Here is a 17,936-nt window from a genome sequence, read left to right as displayed (position 1 = left end):
CAGGGCGGCGAGGTGATCCTCACCGCCCTGGGCGCAAATGATCAGGACTCGGCGCCGTAGACGTCGAACTTGAAGTACTTGTCGTTGATTTCCTTGTACTTTCCGCTCTTGCGGATAGCGTCGATAGCGGAATTCAGCTTGTTGACCAGGTCGGTCTCGCCCTTGCGCACGGCAATGCCGGCGCCCGGTCCGAAGATCTCGACCGGCTGCGGCGAGGGCTGGCCGAGGATCTTGCAGCAGGCGCCGTCGGGCGAATCCAGCCACTGCTGCAGCACGACGATGTCGTCCTCGATGGCGTCGAGACGGCCATTGGCGAGATCGGCCTGTTCCTCGGGGCTGCTCGGATAGCCCTTGATCGTGCTGTCGGTGTAGGTCTTCGAGGCATAGTTGAAGTGGGTTGTCGTGGTGGCGACGCCGATCGTCTTGCCGGCGAGGTCCTCCTTGGTGACGCCCTTGAGCGGCGAATCCTTCGGCACGGCGATCGCCGACGGCGTGTTGTAATATTTGTGGGTGAAGTCGACCTTTTCCTGGCGCTCTGGCGTGATCGACATGGAAGCGACGATGGCGTCGAACTTGCCGGCCTGGAGCGCCGGGATGATGCCGTCCCAATCCTGCGCGACGAAGGTGCACTTCACCTTCATTTCGTCGCAGAGGGCCTTGGCGATGTCGATGTCGAAGCCGACCAGCTGGCCGTCCGAGGTCAGGTTGTTGAAGGGCGGGTACGCGCCTTCGGTGCCGATCCTCAGGGTCTTTTCCTGAGCCTGGGCAACGCCAAGTGTCAGCAGCGCGGCCGAAGCGGCAAGCGCGATACGCAGTGCAATACGCATGATAATCCTCTCATATTGTCATGGCCGCTGTCCCGTGCGGCTCTTGTGGGCGGAGCCTTTTTGACCGCCCGCTGCGCGGGATACTCCCACTCTTTGCAAGAAAAAAGCAACTGCAAAACAACAGCAAACGGCAATCGCCGTGTGCCGCTGCGTTACTTGGCTGGACTGACGAGACCGGTCGCGCGCTCGATAAAATCGGCTATCGATTTCGTATCGTCGAGGTTGAAGACGGGCAGCTTTTCGCCTTCGACCGGAAAGTCGGCGGCGACAGCCACGATGTTCGGGTCGTTGATCGAAAGCGGCGTCCGGTCCTTGGCCTCCAGCCGTCTCGCTTCGATCTTTTGGTGTGCTTCGCGCTTGTAGCCTTCGACCAGCACGATGTCCGAGGGCGCCAGCCGCGCCAGGATGTCGTCCAGCGTCGGCTCGTCCTCGTTGCGCAGTTCGTGCATCAATGCCCAGCGCCGGCCGGAGACGACCGCGACCTCCATCGCGCCGGCCTGGCGGTGGCGGAAACTGTCTGTGCCGGGCTTGTCGATGTCGAAGTCATGATGGGCATGCTTGACCGTCGAGACCGTCCAGCCGCGCCGAACCAGTTCGGCGACCAGCTTCTCGGTCAGGGTCGTCTTGCCGGAGTTCTTCCAGCCGGTGATGCCGAACACGCGTCTCATGGCTCAAGTCTTTGCAACAGACGCTCGGCCTCCGCAAGATCGTCGGGCGTGTTGATATTGAAGAACGGGTCGATCCGCTCGCCTCCGGCTTCGAGCATCGGAAACTCCACCTCGACAAAACCATGCCGATCCATGAAGGCCGAGACCCGTCGATTGTCCTCCTCAACCAGGAAATGGCGCAGGGCATCGCGCAGGCCGAGCGGCCAGAGTGCGAAGGTCGGGTGCCACCTGCCGTCGGAACTGGCGACCGCGATCGCGCCCGGCCGTGCCCGAGCGGCAACGGCCAATCGCTCGACGAGATCACCAGGGAAGAACGGCGTGTCGCCGGCCGCGCTGACCAGCGACCGGTAGCCCGTGTCCGCTGCCGCCCATTCGAGGCCGGTGAGGATGCCGGCGAGCGGGCCGGCATGGTCCTCTATCGTATCGGCAAGCACCGGAAGGTTGGTGCCGGCAAACCGTGCCGGATCGCCGTTGGCGTTGAGCACCAGCGTGGCGACCTGCAGTGTGAGACGCGCGGCGACATGCTCGATCAGCCTGACCTTGCCCAGCGAAAGCAGCGTCTTGTCGCCGCCGCCCATGCGGCGCGATTGGCCTCCCGCCAGGATGATGCCTGCAACGCTTCGATCCATCGGGCCTATATGCCGTCCGGCGCCATGTCGGGTCCAGCGCTTTCGGCGGCAGGCTGGCGCCTGCCGACGAGGCGCTCGCGGTAGAGCGCGTAGAGGCCGGAGCCGATGATGATCGCGGCGCCGACGATCATCGGCAGGTCGGGGATATCGCCGAAGATGACGAGGCCGAGCACTATCGACCACAGCAGCGCCGTATAGCGGAAGGGCGCGATGAAGGAGATGTCGCCCGAGCGCATCGCCATGATGATGAACTGATAGCCGATGAGCACGAGCACGGCGGCCAGCGCCAGCAGCGCCGTCGCCTTGGCGGTCATGGGCGTCCAGCCGCCCATCGGCGGGAGCAGCAGCGCACCCAGGATCGTCATGGCCAGCGCAGTCGCGGTCGATACCAGCATGGTCGGGATCGCTTGCGGGATGCGCTTGGTGGCGAGATCGCGCACCGCGCAGCAGCCGACGCTCGCCAGCGCCAGCAACGAATAGGCGCTGAAACCCTCGAAGCCCGGCCGCACGATGATCAGCACGCCGGCAAAGCCGACGGCAATGGCGAGCCAGCGGCGCCAGCCGACGCCCTCGCCGAAGAACAGTGCGGCGCCCATCGTCACGGCCAGCGGCAGCGCCTGCAGAACGGCGGAGACGTTGGCGATCGGCAAATGGGCAAGGGCGATCAGGAACGACACGGTCGCGCCGGCTTCGCCGGCGACACGCAGCGCGACCATCGGCTGCAGCATGGCGCGCGGATCAGCAAGCGCGCCGCGCCGCCAGGCGAGCAGACCGACGAAGAGCGAGGCGAAGGCGCCACGCACCAGCATGACCTGCGCCATGTTCATCGATTCGGAGGAGAATTTGGTGATCGCGTCGTTCAAGGTGAAGCCGATCATGGCCACGACCATGAACAGTGCGCCGCGAAGATTTGGCGAAAGAGGCAAGGGCGCTTCCGGTTATGTTCTCTCGCAAGCGTCTAACAGCCAGCGGCAAGACAGCAACGTCAAAGAAATGGGCCACAGGAGGTTCCTGCGGCCCTCAAGATCGGCTGCGTTACTGGAGCGATTATTTCGGCGTCAGCGTCTCGGTGCCGTTGCCGTTCTGGCCGGCGATGGTCCACAGGCCGTGCAACGAGCCGTCCTTCTCCACTTTGTAGACGACGAGGCCGATTTCCTTGCCCATGACGTAGCCGGCGGAAAAGGCATCGTCATTGCGCATGCAGATGCCGTCGGAGGACGAGCCGCCGGTTTCCCAATGGATCGTGCAGGTTGTGTCGCTGGTCAGCGTGATGGTTGCCTCGCCGCCATATTTCGATCCGTCGAAATTGGTGCCGGCGACAGTGTAGGTGCCACCGATCGACTGAGCGGCCGCAGGCACCAAGGCAATCCCGAGCATTGCAAGCGAAGCCAAGAATTTGCGCATGAGAATTCCCCCTGAATGCGAAAATCGCTTCATGAGGCTAGGCCGGAACAAGTCGGCGGTAAATCGGGTGGAAGTCGGCGCGGTGGTTTATTTCCAGTGCGCCGAGCGCAGCTCAAGGGCCGCGCAGGCTGGCGGCGATCGCCCCGGTCAGCGGATCGTATTTCGCCTTAAGCGAGGAAGGATACTCGATCCAGACGGTGCGGATGACACCATCCTTTCCGAACAGGCGCCGTTCGTAGAAGACCTTGTCGCCCTTGATGCCGGAAACCACCGCCCAATTCTTCCCGGTCTTGCTGTAAGTGATCTTGTAGCCCGGCCCGGTGTTTGCCTTTTCGTCGGCGACGAAGCCCTTCGGAGTGTCGCTGTCGATGTTATAATTGCCCGAGCAGGTCAGGCTGGCGCCGTCGGGCACGCTCCATTGCTGCCCATCGCCGTTTTCTGGCTCGGGCAAGCGGTCGCTGAAAATCTCGTCGGGAAAGGTGCAGGACGTGCCGAAGGCGCGCATTGACGTAGGTGAACGGCTTTGCGATTGCCGCTGTCGTCGCAATCGTCAGCAACGAGAAGGCGATCACCAAAGGCGCGCCCTGGACGAGATGAACACACTTCATGATGCCCCCAAGGTCCGTGACCGAGGGTGATCCTGCACCAAATCGGAGAAAAAATCAGCCGCCGGTGACGCTCATATGGCGCGATACCGAGGGTCGGCTGGTGCGGCGGTCGATGACGAAATCATGGCCCTTCGGCTTGCGCCCGATCGCCTCGTCTATGGCCTCGCCGAGCAGCTCATTGCCTTCGGAGGCGCGCAGCGGCGCTCTCAGGTCGGCGGCGTCCTCCTGGCCGAGGCACATATAGAGCGTGCCGGTGCAAGTCAGCCGGACGCGGTTGCAGCTTTCGCAGAAATTATGCGTCATCGGGGTGATGAAACCGAGCCGACCGCCGGTCTCGGCGACCTGGACATAGCGGGCAGGGCCGCCGGTCTTATAAGGAATGTCGGTCAGCGTGAACTGGCGCTCAAGCGAGTCGCGCAGCAGCGACAGCGGCAGATACTGGTCCGTGCGGTCGGCGTCGATCTCGCCCATCGGCATGGTCTCGATGACCGTCAGATCCATGCCGCGACCATGCGCCCAGCGCAGCATCTCCGGTATTTCAGCGTCGTTGAAGTCGCGCAGCGCCACGGCATTGAGCTTGACCTTCAGGCCTGCCGCTTGCGCGGCGTCGATGCCTTCCATGACCTTGCCGAGATTGCCCCAGCGGGTGATCTGGCGGAATTTGTCGGCATCGAGCGTGTCGAGCGAGACATTGATGCGCTTCACGCCGCAGTCGGCGAGCTCGGCGGCAAAGCGCGACAGCTGCGAGCCGTTGGTGGTGAGCGTCAGCTCTTCCAGCGCGCCGCTCTCAAGATGCCGCGACAGCTGGCGAACCAGATGCATGATGTTCTTGCGCACCAGCGGCTCGCCGCCGGTGAGCCTGAGTTTCCTGACGCCCTTTTCGATGAAGACGCTGCAGAGCCGGTCGAGCTCCTCGAGCGAGAGCAGATCCTTCTTGGGCAAAAAGGTCATGTCCTCGGCCATGCAATAGGTGCAACGGAAATCGCAGCGGTCGGTAACCGACACGCGCAGATAGCTGATCGTGCGACCGAAAGGGTCGATCATGTCCATTGCAAGCGCTTCCGTGGCCTGAGCAGCGTCGTTATATACGGCTATGTGATACGATCCAACCGCGCATTCAAGATAGAAGCTCTCGATCTTTGGTAACATTCCCCGACCGACATTCTCTGTCGGCTGCCTTCTATAACCTTTTCGCACTGCGCGAACCGGCGTAGGGAAGGGCGCAACGCATATAGGAAGAAACATGACGGCGCCGAAGGAACTCAGGGTCTCGAAGGACCGCAAGCTGCTCACCGTCACCTTTGCCGGGCATCAGCCGTTCGAACTGCCGGCGGAGTTCTTGCGCGTGGCCTCGCCTTCTGCCGAGGTGCAGGGCCATTCGCCGGATCAGCGCGTGACTGTGCCCGGCAAGCGCAATGTCGCGATTCTTAAGATCGAGCCGGTCGGCAATTACGCGGTGCGCATCACCTTCGACGATTTCCACGACACCGGCATCTTCACCTGGAACTATCTTCACACGCTCGGGCATGAAAAGGACGAGCGCTGGAACGCCTACCTCGCCGAGCTGGCCGAGAAGGGGCTCAGCCGCGACCGCTAGCCTGGCGCCAAGACGTTTGACTGGGTGTCGTCAAAGCGTCATGGACATAGAGTAGCGCCGGCAAAAGGTCAGGAGGCGAAAAGATGTCGCTCATCACATCGGTCGAACAGCTCGAAGCCCTCTACGGCCTGCCTGGCGAGGCCTCGGTCGTCAAGGAGCTCGACCATGTGATCCCCGAATATGCAGCCTTCATTGAAGCCTCGCCTTTCGTGGCGCTGGCGACCTGCGGGCCGGAGGGGCTGGACTGCTCGCCGCGCGGCGATCTCGCCGGCTTCGTGCGCCTCCTGGACGAAAAAACGCTGATGATGCCCGACAGGCGCGGCAACAACCGCGCCGATTCGCTGAAGAACATTATTCGCGATCCGCGCGTCGGGCTGCTCTTCCTTGTGCCGGGCTCCGGCACGACGCTGCGCGTCAACGGCCGCGCCCATATCACAGCCGATGCCGAGCTTTGCGCGTCCTTCATGGTCGATGGCAAGCCGGCACGGTCGATCACCGTTGTCGCGGTCGACGCGGTCTATTTCCAGTGCGCACGCGCCATCGTGCGCTCGGAGCTCTGGAACCCGGCAAAGCATGCCGACCCGAAGTCGCTGCCGACGCCCGGCCAGATCCTCGAGCTCACCAGCCGCAGGAATATCAATGGCGCCGCATATGACAAGGAATGGCCGGAGCGGGCAAAGAAGACCATGTGGTAGCGGCATCGAGAGCGCCGGTCAGGCCTCCTTCAGGACATCGGCGATCTTGCGCATCTGCTCGCCGATCATGTCGCACTGCTCCGGCGTCGACTGGCTCATCGCCTTCTCGATGAGCGCCATATGTACTTTCAGCGCCCGCATCAGCAGGGCCTCGCCGGCTTCGGTGAGGTTCAACCGCAGCACGCGTTTGTCCTTTTCGTCGCCTTCGCGCCGCAACAGGCCGCGGGCTTCCAGTTGCGGCAACAGCATCGTGATGTTCGAGCGGCCGACCAAGAGCTTGCGGGCAAGGTCGTGCTGCGACATCCCGGGATGACGGTAGAGGTTCATCAGCACGTCGAGCTGCGCCGGTTTGAGATCGAGCGGCGCGAGCTTCACCGCCAGCGTGCGCTCCAGCACATGGCAGGCGCGCGCCACCGCAACCCAGTTGCGGAAGCGCGGATTGTCCCAGGGCAGCTCTTGCTTAATGTTCATGTTTGAACTATTATGTTCATGCTTGAACGAATGGTTGGACCGACACTATGGCATCATTTGGATTGAAGGTCATCCGAGGCGTCTTCGGCGCGGCCGAGCATGTCGCGCCGCGTCTCAGTGGCCGCGCCGCGTTCGAATTGTTCTGCCGGACGCCAAACGTCAAGGCCTTGAGCGATGGCGAGCGCCGCGCAGTCGAGCGCGCTGCGGGTTTCATGGCCGAGGCGCGCCATCACCGGCTGAAGACGAAGGCGGATTGCGTTGCGGTGCATGAGTTCCGGCCGGGGCCGAGCAGGGGCTCCCGCGGCACCGTGCTTGTCATCCATGGCTGGCGCTCGCGCACCGAATATATGCGAACTCTGATCGATGGGTTTCGCGACGCCGGCTACAAGGTGGTCTCGCTTGACCTGCCGGGCCACGGCCATTCGCTCGGGCGACATCTCAATATGGTGACCGCGGTCGACGCCGTGCGAGTCGCAGGCGAATGGTTCGGCCCGTTTGCCGCCGCCGTCGGCCATTCCTTCGGCGGCGCCGTCGCCGCCAATGCGGTTGCCGCTTCGGTGAAAGGCATGCCGCCGCTTGCGGCCGAGAAACTGGTTCTAATCGCAGCGCCGAGCTCGCTGCCGGCGATCTTCGACGATTTCAGCCACCGGCTCAATGTCGGGCCGCGCTCCCGGGTCGCCATGGCGGATCGGGTGAAGCATTTGTCGGGACGGCCGCTCAGCGATTTCACGGGCGACCGCCAGCTCGCCGAGGCTCCGGTGCCGACGCTGATCATCCATGCGCCGGACGACCGCGAAGTCCATGCCGATCACGCAAAACGATATGCGGGAGCCGGCGATCATGTGAGCTTGCATTGGGCCGAAGGGCTTGGCCACCGCCGCATCCTTGCCGACAAGGATGTCGTCGCGCGCGCCGTGGGCTTCGTCGCCGAGGAACGGCAACCGGCGCTGCATTGAAAATGACTGCGGGAGACGCCTGCTGGCGTCTTCCGTCCGTAGTTGCGAATGGCTCAGTCGGCCTTCTTCTTCTGCCCTGGCTCGACCGGCAGGCCGGCAGCCTTCCAGGCTGTGTAGCCGCCAAGGATGTGTTTGACCGGGGCGAGACCCATGTCCTGCGCCGTCTTGGTCGCCAGCGCCGACCGCCAGCCGCCGGCGCAGAAGAAGACGAAGGTCTTGCCGGAGGCGAAGAACGGCTTGTGGTAAGGGCTTTCGGGGTCGATCCAGAATTCGAGCATACCGCGCGTCACATGCTTGGCGCCGGGAATCTTGCCGTCGCGCTCGACCTCGCGGGGGTCACGTAGGTCGACGAAGATGGTGCCGTCATCCTCCAGCAGCCCGGCAGCTTCCTCAGGCGAAACCACCTCGATCTCGGCATTCGCTTCGTCGAGAAGTTCGCGATATCCCTTCTTCACTGCGCATCCTCCAGGCCATGGCTCGCGCCCGCCGGAATTTCGATCACAAAGACTGCTGTTTGTCACGGGCCGATGTTTGTCAGGAGGGAAGGTCGGCCATGGTCGCCAAGGCCGCACAGCGCCAACGCCTGATTGTTACCGAGGCGTCTGAAACCGGGAGCCGCCCTGCCGCATTGTGTCTCACACGGATGTGAAACTGTTCTGCAACACGGTCGCGAAAATTTATGGAAGCTTAACGGAATCAGTATGAATCGGTACAGTCGCGCATTACATCCGCCATGCGGAGGGCGGGACCGTCTAGCGGCGCGGAACGGGAAACCGGTTTCAACCGGTGCGGGTGAAGCATGAAAATCCTCGGGAACAAAATGGCCGTCATGCCGATCGCGATCGCGACGGCGCTTGCCTTCGGCCAGCAGCCGGCGAGCGCGCAGGGGCTGTTCGACATGCTGTTCGGCGGCGGCATCCGGCACAATTCCCAAGGAGAATTTCCGCCGCCGCCGAAGCCGCGCAAGGTGCAGCCTGGCACAGGCGGTAGCGTCAGGATCAGCAGCCCGACCTACAATACCTACAGGGCCGACAAGCTTGTGCGCGTCGACTTCAAGTCGCTGCTGCCCGCTCCGCCGCCCGCGACCGCGCAAGATGCTGCCTTTGTGCCCTCCGTAACCGGAAGCGCGTTCCGCGACGCGCTGGCGGGCCTGAGCGATTATGAACTCTTTGCCGAGCCCGATATCGCCAAGGCGCTCATCGCCTACTATTCGGCCAATCCGGATTTCATCTGGGTGACAGGGGATGCACCCAACAGCAGGGCGCAGGATGCCGTGCGGGTGCTTGGCGGAGCGGCGAGCTATGGCCTGACGCCTGCCGATTATTCCGTCGATGTTCCTGCGGCGGCCACGAATGCCGCCTTGCCCGAAGCGCGGACCAAGGAACTGGTTCGCTTCGAGATGGCGCTATCGGCGCGCGTGCTGCGCTACGCCCATGACGCCCAGAGCGGCCGAGTCGATCCGAACCGCATGACCGGCTATTACGATTTTCCGGGCAAGCCGCTCGATCTCGAAGGCGTGCTGAAGACGCTGGCGCACACGCGAGAGGTGCGCACCTATCTCGAATCGCGGCACCCGCAGAACCCTGAATATCAGGCGCTGCGCGTCGAGTTGGAGTCGCTCCAGGCAAGCGAGGAGAACGAGATCGTCGTCGATCCGAAGCTGCTCCTGAAGCCCGGTGAAAGCAGCCCGGAACTGCCCAAGCTTTTGACTTTGATCGCGCGCAACCTCGATGACGAGATGGGCGGTGACTTTGGCGAGACCCTCGCCCGGCTCGGCAAGAGCGAGGTTTACGATCCTGAACTGGTGCCAGTGATCAAGGCGGTGCAGAAGCGGGCCGGCATGAAGGGCGACGGCGTCATCGGCCCGCGCACCGTCGCCTCGCTCGCCGGAACGTCCAAGGCCGACAAGGTCGAGAAGGTCATGGCGGCGCTTGAAGAGCTGCGCTGGCTCCCCTCCGATCTTGGCAGCCCGCGCGTCTTCATCAACCAGCCGGCCTTCACCGCAAGCTACATCGACAACGGCGAGGAGAAGCTGAAGACCCGCGTGGTCATCGGCAAGGTCACCAACCAGACCGCATTTTTCTACAACCAGATCAAGCAGGTCGACTTCCACCCCTATTGGGGCGTGCCGCAGTCGATCATCGTCAACGAGATGCTGCCGAGGCTGCGCAGCGATCCGGGCTATCTGGACCGCGCCGGCTATGAGGTGACGGATTCCAGCGGCAGGCGAGTTCCCTCTGCGGCGGTGGACTGGGGCGCCTACGGTGCCAAAATCCCGTTCAGCGTGCGCCAGCAGCCGAGCGAGGCCAATGCGCTTGGCGAGTTGAAGATCCTCTTCCCCAACAAGCACGCCATCTACATGCACGACACGCCGCAGAAGTCGTTCTTCGGGCGCGACATGCGCGCGCTGAGCCATGGCTGCATACGCCTGCAGGATCCGCGCGGCATGGCGGCCGCTGTGCTCGGCACGTCGGTCGACGACATCGCCGAGAAGCTGAAGCATGGTCATTCGACCGAGAATGTCACGCGCGTCATCCCGGTCTATGTCGCCTATTTCACCGCTTGGCCGGACATGTCCGGCAAGGTCGAATATTTCGACGACGTCTACGATCGCGATTCGAAGCTGATGCAGGCGCTGGATGCGACCGAAGCGGTGCGCGCACCGTCAACCTAAGCGCTGCGGCCGCCTGAAACCGGCATCACGTCCGGCAATGAGCCAATAAACGAAACCGGCCACCAGCCCGGCCGCGACGATGATGCCAAGGTCGGCCCAGCGTTCCGGATCGTGCGGCGCGCCCGGCGAGAGCAGCATGAAACCGGCGGCCGCAACCACGCCGCCGAACAGCATATGCAGCCAGAAGCTCCGCAACGAGAAGACCTCGGCAATAAGCGCAAAGATCAGAGTCTGCATGCCGGTCGCCACGATCGTCAGGAAATAGACGAACATGCCAAGCGGCGGCACGACCAGCACGGCGACGGGCGTGAACTGCATCAGCTCGAAATAGCTTGGGGCGTTGGGCAGCGAGCTCAGCGCTGCATAGATCGCGACCAACGCGACCAATCCGACGAGCACCGCGATCAGATAGCCGGCGAGCACCATCAGGATGCGCTTTAGAACGTAGCCAACCATTCCCATGCACCCCCGTGCCCGCAATCATGGGCGCAGTCAGCCATCAAACGTGCATCGACGCAAGTCTCGGATAGGGAGGCGCCGGCCCAGCTGCGGGCGGCCGTATCAGGCGTTACTTCGGTTCGCCGGTGACCGGATCGTAGGTGATTTCGACCTTGGCCTTGTCGGTCGTGTAATAGGTAACGGTATAGCCGTCGCTGCTCCAGCCGACCTCCTTGATATATTGGAAGTCGCTCCGCTTCTCGACCTTGGTCAGGATTTCCGAGAGCTTCTTGGCATTTTGCGGCGGCAGCGCTTGCGCTTCGGCCGCGAAAGCCGACCCGCCGACAAGGAAAAACGCGATACCGCTTGCCAAAAGAACACCGCGCATGACTGCCCTCAATCTCTCGTGGTGGCATGAACGCGCTGACAACTCGAATCCGGGCCCGTTGGTTCCGCCAACGGGCCGCAACGCCTTGCTCCACAGTTGGTCCGTCACGGCCGGCGCGACCTCTATTCGCGAAAGCTTAAATAAGTAAAACGGCGTGAATCCAACAAGTAAGGAGGCTTCTGCAACATCGGACTTCAGGTAACGACCATGGCTTGCGCCGAAACCGCCTTCCATTAGCTGTTCGTGGTAGAGCTTTTGGCCAGACCCTGTTAGAGTCCCGGACCAACAGGGTGGCAACGGCGCGCCGAGCCTGCCGGGGATCTTCCATCGGCAAACGGCGAAGTTTTTTTGGAGCGGAAGTCGCCTGTTCTGAACCGAAAACAGGGACCGGGGGCTCAACCATGGCTGAACGGAACTATACCCGTCAGCTTGCGACAATCATTTCTATCGACGCCGTTGGTTTTTCGCGGCTGATGGGCATCGACGACGAGCGCGCCGTCGCGGCCTTCGAGGAAAGGCGCGATATCATCACCGACAGTTGCGGCGCCTTTGGCGGCCGCACGTTTGGCGTTGCCGGCGACAGCATCATGGCCGAATTCGGCAATCCAATCGAAGCCTTGCGCGCGGCGTTCGATTTCCAGGACCGGATCATGGCGCTCAATGCCTCGGCCGCGGATGAGATGCGCATGCCGTTCCGGGCCGGGATCAACACCGGAGACGTCATCGTCCGCGAGGGCCGCCTCTATGGCGACGACGTCAACATTGCCGCGCGCCTGCAGGAATTCGCTCCACATGACGGTCTAGCCATCTCAGAGACGACCTGGCACCACGTGAAGGACAAGACGGCCGCGGTTTTCACCGACCTTGGCGAGTTCATGCTCAAGAACATCGCCCTGCCTGTACGTGTGCTGATCGCCGGACGCGGCGGCAACGGCGCGGCGATTGCTGCGCCCCTGGCCGCCATCCCTACCGCTCCCGTCCATGACAGACTCGCATCGAAGGGCCCGCCGGCAATCGCGGTGCTGCCGTTTCACGGCAGCAACGGAGGCGAGCCTGACGTCGGCTACATGGCCGACGGCATTGCGGAAGACATCATCTACGGCCTGTCCAACACCCGCTGGCTCTCGGTGATCGCGAAGGGCTCCAGCTTCCAGTTTCGCGACGACCAGCTCGGAACCAGGCTCATCGGCAATGCGCTTGGCGCGCGCTACATCGTCGGCGGCACGCTGGCGCGCCACAGCGGGCAGATACGCCTCAACGCCTCGCTGACCGACACGTCGAACGGGCGCCTGGTCTGGTCGCAGCGCTTCGACCGCGACCTCATCGACATCTTCAGGCTGCGCGACCAGATCGGCAGCGAGATCGTTTCGATCCTCGACAAGGAGGTCGACCGAGCCGAGCAGGTGCGCACCTTCCAGGTGCCGTGGGAAAGCCTCGAGACCTGGCAGCTGGTGCGGCGGGGCCGCTGGCACATGAACAGGCGCACGCGCAAAGACACCGAGATCGCGCTCGAATTCTTCGAGAAGGCTTACCAGGAAGATCCGAATTCCAGCGCCGTGCTGAACGAGCTGGCATGGTGGTATTTCTGGCGCGCATGGCTGCGCTTCGGCGACAGCGACGACCTGGCCAAGGTCGAAGAATTTGCGCGCAAGTCGCTCTTGATGGACAGCCTCGACGCGCGGCCGCACGCCTATCTCGGGGCTGCCGACATCATGCGCGGCCAGCCGGCATCTGCGGCGGAGCATCTGGCCGAGGCGATCCACATCAATCCGAGCTTTGCCTTCGCCCGCTCGGCAATGGGCAGCGCGCGGCTGCTGCTTGGCGATGCCGCCGGCGCGATCCCGTCCTTCCTGGATACCGAGCGGCTGAGCCCGTTCGACCTCTACCGCTTTCACAATCTGGGCGAGCTGGCTGCCGCATACTGTTTGGTCGAGGACTGGCCGGCCGCAATTGCGGTTGCCGATCGCTCGCTCAACCTTTCGCCGGGCTATTTCTACGCCAGGTTCCTCAAAATCGGCGCCTTGATGCGGAGCGGCCGTCTTGAGGAGGCCGAACGCGAACGCGCCATTCTGGCAACCAGGCATCCCGATTTTTCCGAGCAGCGGATTCGCTGGATACCGTTCGTCGATCCTGCGAAGAACAACTTCCTGATCGCGAATTTCGGCCAGGCCAAGTCCATCGCATGATTGCCGGAACCGAACACCGATGATTGTGAAAAAAATCACATACGCCGGACCGAACCAAACCTAGGCCAGACAATAGCCGGCATCGCAGTGACGTGGACAGCCGGGGGGCTCGAACGCGCATGATCAAGTTGAAGTATTTCGCTGCTGTCCGCGCTGCCCAGAAGAGCCAGCGCCCTGTCGCCGAAATGCCGCCCTTCGATATCGACCGGCTCCGCGCCAAGGGGCTTGCGTCCCGTATCGCCGGCTTCCTTTTCAACGACCCGCGCTGGCTGCTGGCGCTGCTGCGCCGCTTCTGGCCGAACCTGGCCTTCGGCAATTTCCTGCTTGTCACCAAAGGCGTCGATGTGCGCGACATTTTGGAGCGCGGCGACGAGTTCGAGACGCCGTACGGGCCGGAAATGGCGGAACTGGCCAGGGGATCGAACTTCATCCTCGGCATGCAGGACGGGGCCGCCTACCGGCAAATGAAATCGGCCGTGCTGAGCGCCTTTCCGCCGGCGGAAGTCGAAGCCGCCGTCAGGCCGATCGCTGAGCGTCATTCGCGCGACATCATGACCCGGGCCAGCCCCGGCTTCGACGCCATCGGCGGGCTGATGAAGATCGTTCCGGTACGCATCTGTCGCGACTATTTCGGCCTCGAGATCGACGATGAAACCGAATTCGCCGACTGGTCGATCGCGCTCAGCGCGCTGTTCTTTTCCGATCCGACAGCGAGCCCAACGACACGTCAGCTCGCGATCGTCGGCGGCGATCGTCTGATCAAGGTCATCGACCGCTCGATTGCCGCGATCAGGGACAGGGGAGGGAAGGACGAACGGCCGCTGGCGCGCCTCGTCGCGCTCATGGATCAAGGGCGCCTATCGCAGCCCGACATCCATTCGATCATGCTCGGCATGATTGCCGGCTTCGTTCCGACCAATGTGCTTGCCGGCGGCAATTGCCTGGACGTCATCCTGTCGCGGTCAGATGCAAGGCAGGCTGTCGACGCAGCCATTGCAGCGGGCGGTACCGGCAAACTCGATCGGGCGATCCTGGAAGCCATGCGCTTCAAGCCGATCTGGGTCGGTCCGTGGCGCTACACCGCCCGTGACGCGGTCATCGGCCAAGGCACGCGGCGAGAGCGCCTTGTGAAGGCCGGAACGGTCGTCATGCCGGCGACGCTTTCCGCCATGTTCGATCCGGAAATCGTGCAAAGGCCAAACGAATTCGACACCTCGCGGCCTTATCGCGATTACATGGTGTTCGGCCACGGCATTCATCTGTGCATCGGGGCCGAGATGGCCCGCATTCAGATCGGCGAATGCGTTCGCGCCCTGTTCAGCAAGCCCAAGCTCCGCCGCGCGCGCGGCAGAGCCGGCAAGATGGTCAATGTCGGCGCCTATCCGGCCAGCCTCAAGGTCGATTTCGAGCGCTCGCCGCTTTGCCGCACAGTCGACCAGTCGATGGTCACCGTGGTTTGCCCGATCAGGCGTGCGGTGCCGCTGGATGCCGTGCGCGACAAGGTCGGCGCACTTGGCAACCCGGCGATCGACGAGGTGGGCAATGCGCTCGACAATGTCGGCACGGTCCACTTCGCCAGCCTGGCTGTCGCCGCCACCGGCAGGGACGAGAAATTGGACCTCGAGACGGGCGCGCTCGTCCTCGAAATCTCCGGCGACGGCAGCACCGACGATGTCATCGGTGCCATCACGCAGGCCATAGGCCACCGGCTGCGGCCGATCTTCAGGGCCGTATGCGGTCTGCCCGACGACGCTTCGCTGCAGGACTTCCTGAAGAAGCATCACATCGAGATCTCGCCGTCCTTCGGCAGCACGGCAGGGCTGGTTTTTTCCGGAACGCCTGGCCATTCGGTGCGCCGCATCCTTGCCGAGGCAGAGCTCGCCGACAGCGTGCGCGAGATCGTCGAAAAGCCGCGCGCGGGTACAGGCAACGCCCTTGCTGTGCTCACCGAGGCGCGCCGGCATGCCCAGTCGCTAGGGCAATTCGGCTGGGCCTTCGAGCCGGCTGAGAGCCTGCTGGAGCGGCCCCCGGGCCGCTGGTGGCGGGCCTTGACGACGACACTGCTTGCGCCGGCCGTGCTCGCCACCGTCGCGATCGTCATCCTTGCCTGCTGGCGCATGACCTATGTGCTCGTGTTCGGCAATCCGCACGGTGTCACCTTCACCAACGTCGCAATTGCCGGCACCGCGCTTCTGCTGGCGGTGCTGGGGCTGCTCGCGATAGCCCTGCTGTTCATCGGCTTGTGCTTCCTCAGCCTGCGGCGCCTCGAGGACAAGGACCGGCCGCAGAACACGCCGATCGATCTCGGCGCGCTGGACAGGATACTCGCCAATGAGGACCACTGCGCGCAAAACCATCTCACCGCGATATCGACGATGAAGGCCGGCACCTTGCGGCGGCTGGCGCTGAGGCTTTCCTTCTACCTGATCTCGATATCGGCGCAGAAGGTGTTCAAGCCGGGGTTCCTCGCCACCATAAACACCATTCACTTCGCCCGCTGGGTGCTGCTGCCGGGCACCGACAAGCTGATGTTCTTCTCCAACTATGGCGGCAGCTGGGAAAGCTATCTCGAGGACTTCATCGCCAAGGCCTCAGAGGGCCTGACCGGCGTATGGAGCAACACGGAAGGCTACCCGCGCACGCGTTGGCTCTTCCTCGACGGCGCGCGCGACGGGGACCGCTTCAAGCGCTGGGCGCGGCGTCAGCAGGTGTCGACGCTGTTCTGGTACTCTGCCTATCCGCATCTCAACACCGCGCGCATCCGTATCAACTCGAAGATCCGGCGCGGCATTGCTTCCGCCACCGGCAGCGAGGCCCGCAACTGGGTGAGCCTGTTCGGCTCGCTGCAGCGGCCGCAGGCAAGGCCGGCTGCAACCGTCGGCCGTGAACCGGCGCCTTCGCCCGTGGAAGAACTGGAAGCCGGCGAGATCCAATCCATTTTCTTCGGCCCGTTCGGCGCGCTTGGCCACGCGCATATGCTGGCGATCCGGGTGCCGGAAGAACTGCCGGCCATGCAACGCAGAGCGTGGCTGGACTTCGTCATCGACAAGACCAGTTTCGGCGACGGCGTGCCGGCCGGACGCGCCATGACGGTGGCCTTCGGTCCCGACGGTTTGCGCCGTCTTGGGCTGAAGGGCGGCGTCGACGACGATCCGCTGGACACATTCCCAGCTGCCTTTCGCCACGGCATGGGCAATCCAGAGCGCAGCCGCATCCTCGACGACACCGGCCCCGATGCGCCTGACAAATGGCAGTGGGGTTCGGCCACGGCGCCGGTCGACGCAGTCGTCATCTGCTACGCCGCGGAGCCGGCGGTACTGAAGGGGGAGGTTGCGGCCGCGAAGCGAAAGACGACGGGCGCGGGGATGAAGATCGTTGCCGAATTGCCGCTTGTCGTGAACCGCGAGCCAAAGAAGGACGGTGGGACAACGCAACATGCCGGCAACGACGGCAAGCCGGAGCGCGCCCGCGCCTACGAGCATTTCGGCTTTGCCGACGGCGTCTCGCAGCCGATCGTCAGGGGTACGTCGCGCGCCAGCAAGGGTGCCGCGCCGATGCACCTGGTCGCGCCGGGCGAGTTCCTGTTCGGCTATCGCGACGAGCATGGGTTCTATCCAGCCTCGCCCTCCGTCCGGGCAGCACAGGATCGGACCGGCATCCTGTCTCAGGTGCGGCGCAACCGGCAGATCCCCGGTCAGCCCCCGCCGCCGCGCGATTTCGGCCGCAACGGCTCGTTCCTGGTCGTGCGCCAGTTCGAGCAGCATGTCGAGTTATTCGATGACTATTGCAAGCATGCCGCCGCGCGGGCTGCGCGCGAGACCGGCGACAACGCCATCACGCCGCGCTGGGTCGCGGCCAAGATGCTCGGCCGCTGGCAGGACGGCAGTTCGCTGGTGCGCAACCCCGATGGCCGCCCGGGTCGTGGCGTCGACAACGACTTCGCGCTCGGCGCCGAGGACCCGCAGGGGCATCGCTGTCCGCTCGGCTCGCACATACGCCGTTCCAATCCGCGCGACTCGCTTGGCGAGGATCGCGAGACGCAGATCAGGATCGGCAAGCGCCACCGCATCCTGCGCGTCGGCCGCACCTATGAGAAGAAGGACCGCAGCGGGAAGGTCGAGAAGGGGCTTCTCTTCATGTGCCTCAACGCCGACATCGAACGCCAATACGAGTTCATTCAGCAGACCTGGGTCTCGTCGAGCTCGTTCCAAGGCCTTGTCGGCGAAAAGGATCCGACGATCGGCGCGCGCGACGGCGGCGGCCGATTCTCGATTCCGTCCTGGGAAAAGGTGACGGTGCTCAGGGACATGCCGCAATTCGTCACCACGAAAGGCGGCGGCTACTTCTTCATGCCGAGCCGGTCCGCGCTGCGCTACCTGATTTCGCGGCTCTGAT

The 17,936-nt window shown here is 63.6% G+C and carries 17 protein-coding genes; 6 read left to right on the top strand and 11 right to left on the bottom strand.

Annotation, left to right across the window (positions count from 1 at the left end; translation table 11 throughout):
- Positions 1-41 precede the first annotated feature (41 nt).
- The 7 genes from CK222_RS13855 to moaA all read right to left on the bottom strand — a co-directional run bounded on the left by CK222_RS13855 (position 42) and on the right by moaA (position 5,186).
- Positions 42-827 (bottom strand): ABC transporter substrate-binding protein, encoded by a 786-nt coding sequence (locus CK222_RS13855; protein ID WP_067319995.1) that lies wholly within the window; start codon positions 825-827, stop codon positions 42-44.
- A gap of 152 nt (positions 828-979) precedes the next feature.
- Positions 980-1,495: a molybdopterin-guanine dinucleotide biosynthesis protein B gene (gene mobB, locus CK222_RS13850; protein WP_067319999.1), complete on the bottom strand. Its 516-nt coding sequence runs from the start codon at positions 1,493-1,495 to the stop codon at positions 980-982.
- Positions 1,492-2,124 carry a molybdenum cofactor guanylyltransferase MobA gene (gene mobA, locus CK222_RS13845; protein ID WP_067320002.1) on the bottom strand — a complete coding sequence of 211 codons (633 nt, stop codon included), beginning with the start codon at positions 2,122-2,124 and terminating at the stop codon, positions 1,492-1,494. The genes mobB and mobA overlap by 4 nt, the downstream gene beginning before the upstream one ends.
- Before the next feature lie 5 nt (positions 2,125-2,129).
- Positions 2,130-3,050 (bottom strand): DMT family transporter, encoded by a 921-nt coding sequence (locus tag CK222_RS13840; protein WP_095800735.1) that lies wholly within the window; start codon positions 3,048-3,050, stop codon positions 2,130-2,132.
- A gap of 121 nt (positions 3,051-3,171) precedes the next feature.
- Positions 3,172-3,528, bottom strand: coding sequence for a hypothetical protein (locus CK222_RS13835; protein ID WP_067320009.1), 357 nt, complete (start codon positions 3,526-3,528; stop codon positions 3,172-3,174).
- A 112-nt stretch (positions 3,529-3,640) separates the two neighbouring features.
- Complete coding sequence (locus tag CK222_RS13830; protein WP_245433033.1) at positions 3,641-4,033, bottom strand: hypothetical protein; 393 nt, start codon at positions 4,031-4,033, stop codon at positions 3,641-3,643.
- A gap of 157 nt (positions 4,034-4,190) precedes the next feature.
- On the bottom strand, positions 4,191-5,186 hold the full coding sequence (gene moaA, locus CK222_RS13825) for a GTP 3',8-cyclase MoaA (RefSeq protein WP_095800734.1): 996 nt from the start codon (positions 5,184-5,186) through the stop codon (positions 4,191-4,193).
- Between the two features lie 193 nt (positions 5,187-5,379).
- Here moaA and CK222_RS13820 point away from each other — a divergent pair, with 193 nt between their 5' ends.
- Entirely contained in the window at positions 5,380-5,733 is a 354-nt protein-coding gene (locus tag CK222_RS13820) for a DUF971 domain-containing protein (RefSeq protein WP_066989863.1), read from the top strand.
- 83 nt (positions 5,734-5,816) lie between these two features.
- Positions 5,817-6,428 (top strand): pyridoxamine 5'-phosphate oxidase family protein, encoded by a 612-nt coding sequence (locus tag CK222_RS13815; protein WP_067320176.1) that lies wholly within the window; start codon positions 5,817-5,819, stop codon positions 6,426-6,428.
- 18 nt (positions 6,429-6,446) lie between these two features.
- On the opposite strand, the gene CK222_RS13810 is transcribed toward CK222_RS13815, so the two are convergent.
- Positions 6,447-6,899, bottom strand: a complete 453-nt coding sequence (locus tag CK222_RS13810) for a MarR family transcriptional regulator (protein WP_067320018.1) — start codon at positions 6,897-6,899, stop codon at positions 6,447-6,449.
- Between the two features lie 47 nt (positions 6,900-6,946).
- Here CK222_RS13810 and CK222_RS13805 point away from each other — a divergent pair, with 47 nt between their 5' ends.
- On the top strand, positions 6,947-7,855 hold the full coding sequence (locus CK222_RS13805) for an alpha/beta hydrolase (protein WP_095800733.1): 909 nt from the start codon (positions 6,947-6,949) through the stop codon (positions 7,853-7,855).
- A 53-nt stretch (positions 7,856-7,908) separates the two neighbouring features.
- On the opposite strand, the gene CK222_RS13800 is transcribed toward CK222_RS13805, so the two are convergent.
- Positions 7,909-8,310 (bottom strand): rhodanese-like domain-containing protein, encoded by a 402-nt coding sequence (locus CK222_RS13800; protein WP_066989852.1) that lies wholly within the window; start codon positions 8,308-8,310, stop codon positions 7,909-7,911.
- A 344-nt stretch (positions 8,311-8,654) separates the two neighbouring features.
- Here CK222_RS13800 and CK222_RS13795 point away from each other — a divergent pair, with 344 nt between their 5' ends.
- The gene (locus CK222_RS13795; RefSeq protein WP_095800732.1) at positions 8,655-10,529 is read left to right on the top strand and encodes a murein L,D-transpeptidase; all 1,875 of its coding nucleotides are present in this window, start codon (positions 8,655-8,657) and stop codon (positions 10,527-10,529) included.
- On the opposite strand, the gene CK222_RS13790 is transcribed toward CK222_RS13795, so the two are convergent.
- Positions 10,521-10,985, bottom strand: a complete 465-nt coding sequence (locus CK222_RS13790; RefSeq protein ID WP_095800731.1) for a hypothetical protein — start codon at positions 10,983-10,985, stop codon at positions 10,521-10,523. The two genes, CK222_RS13795 and CK222_RS13790, sit on opposite strands and share 9 nt — an antisense overlap.
- Positions 10,986-11,097: 112 nt before the next feature.
- Positions 11,098-11,589, bottom strand: coding sequence for a PepSY domain-containing protein (locus CK222_RS32885; RefSeq protein ID WP_245433031.1), 492 nt, complete (start codon positions 11,587-11,589; stop codon positions 11,098-11,100).
- Between the two features lie 167 nt (positions 11,590-11,756).
- Between CK222_RS32885 and CK222_RS13780 the strand changes: the two genes are divergently transcribed.
- Positions 11,757-13,541, top strand: coding sequence for an adenylate/guanylate cyclase domain-containing protein (locus tag CK222_RS13780; protein ID WP_095800730.1), 1,785 nt, complete (start codon positions 11,757-11,759; stop codon positions 13,539-13,541).
- Positions 13,542-13,660: 119 nt separating this feature from the next.
- Positions 13,661-17,935 carry a cytochrome P450 gene (locus CK222_RS13775; protein ID WP_095800729.1) on the top strand — a complete coding sequence of 1,425 codons (4,275 nt, stop codon included), beginning with the start codon at positions 13,661-13,663 and terminating at the stop codon, positions 17,933-17,935.
- Position 17,936 lies beyond the last annotated feature (1 nt).

This window comes from Mesorhizobium sp. WSM3866 (assembly GCF_002294795.1).
Lineage (GTDB): Bacteria > Pseudomonadota > Alphaproteobacteria > Rhizobiales > Rhizobiaceae > Mesorhizobium.
This window is presented reverse-complemented; position numbering and strand designations above follow the sequence as displayed.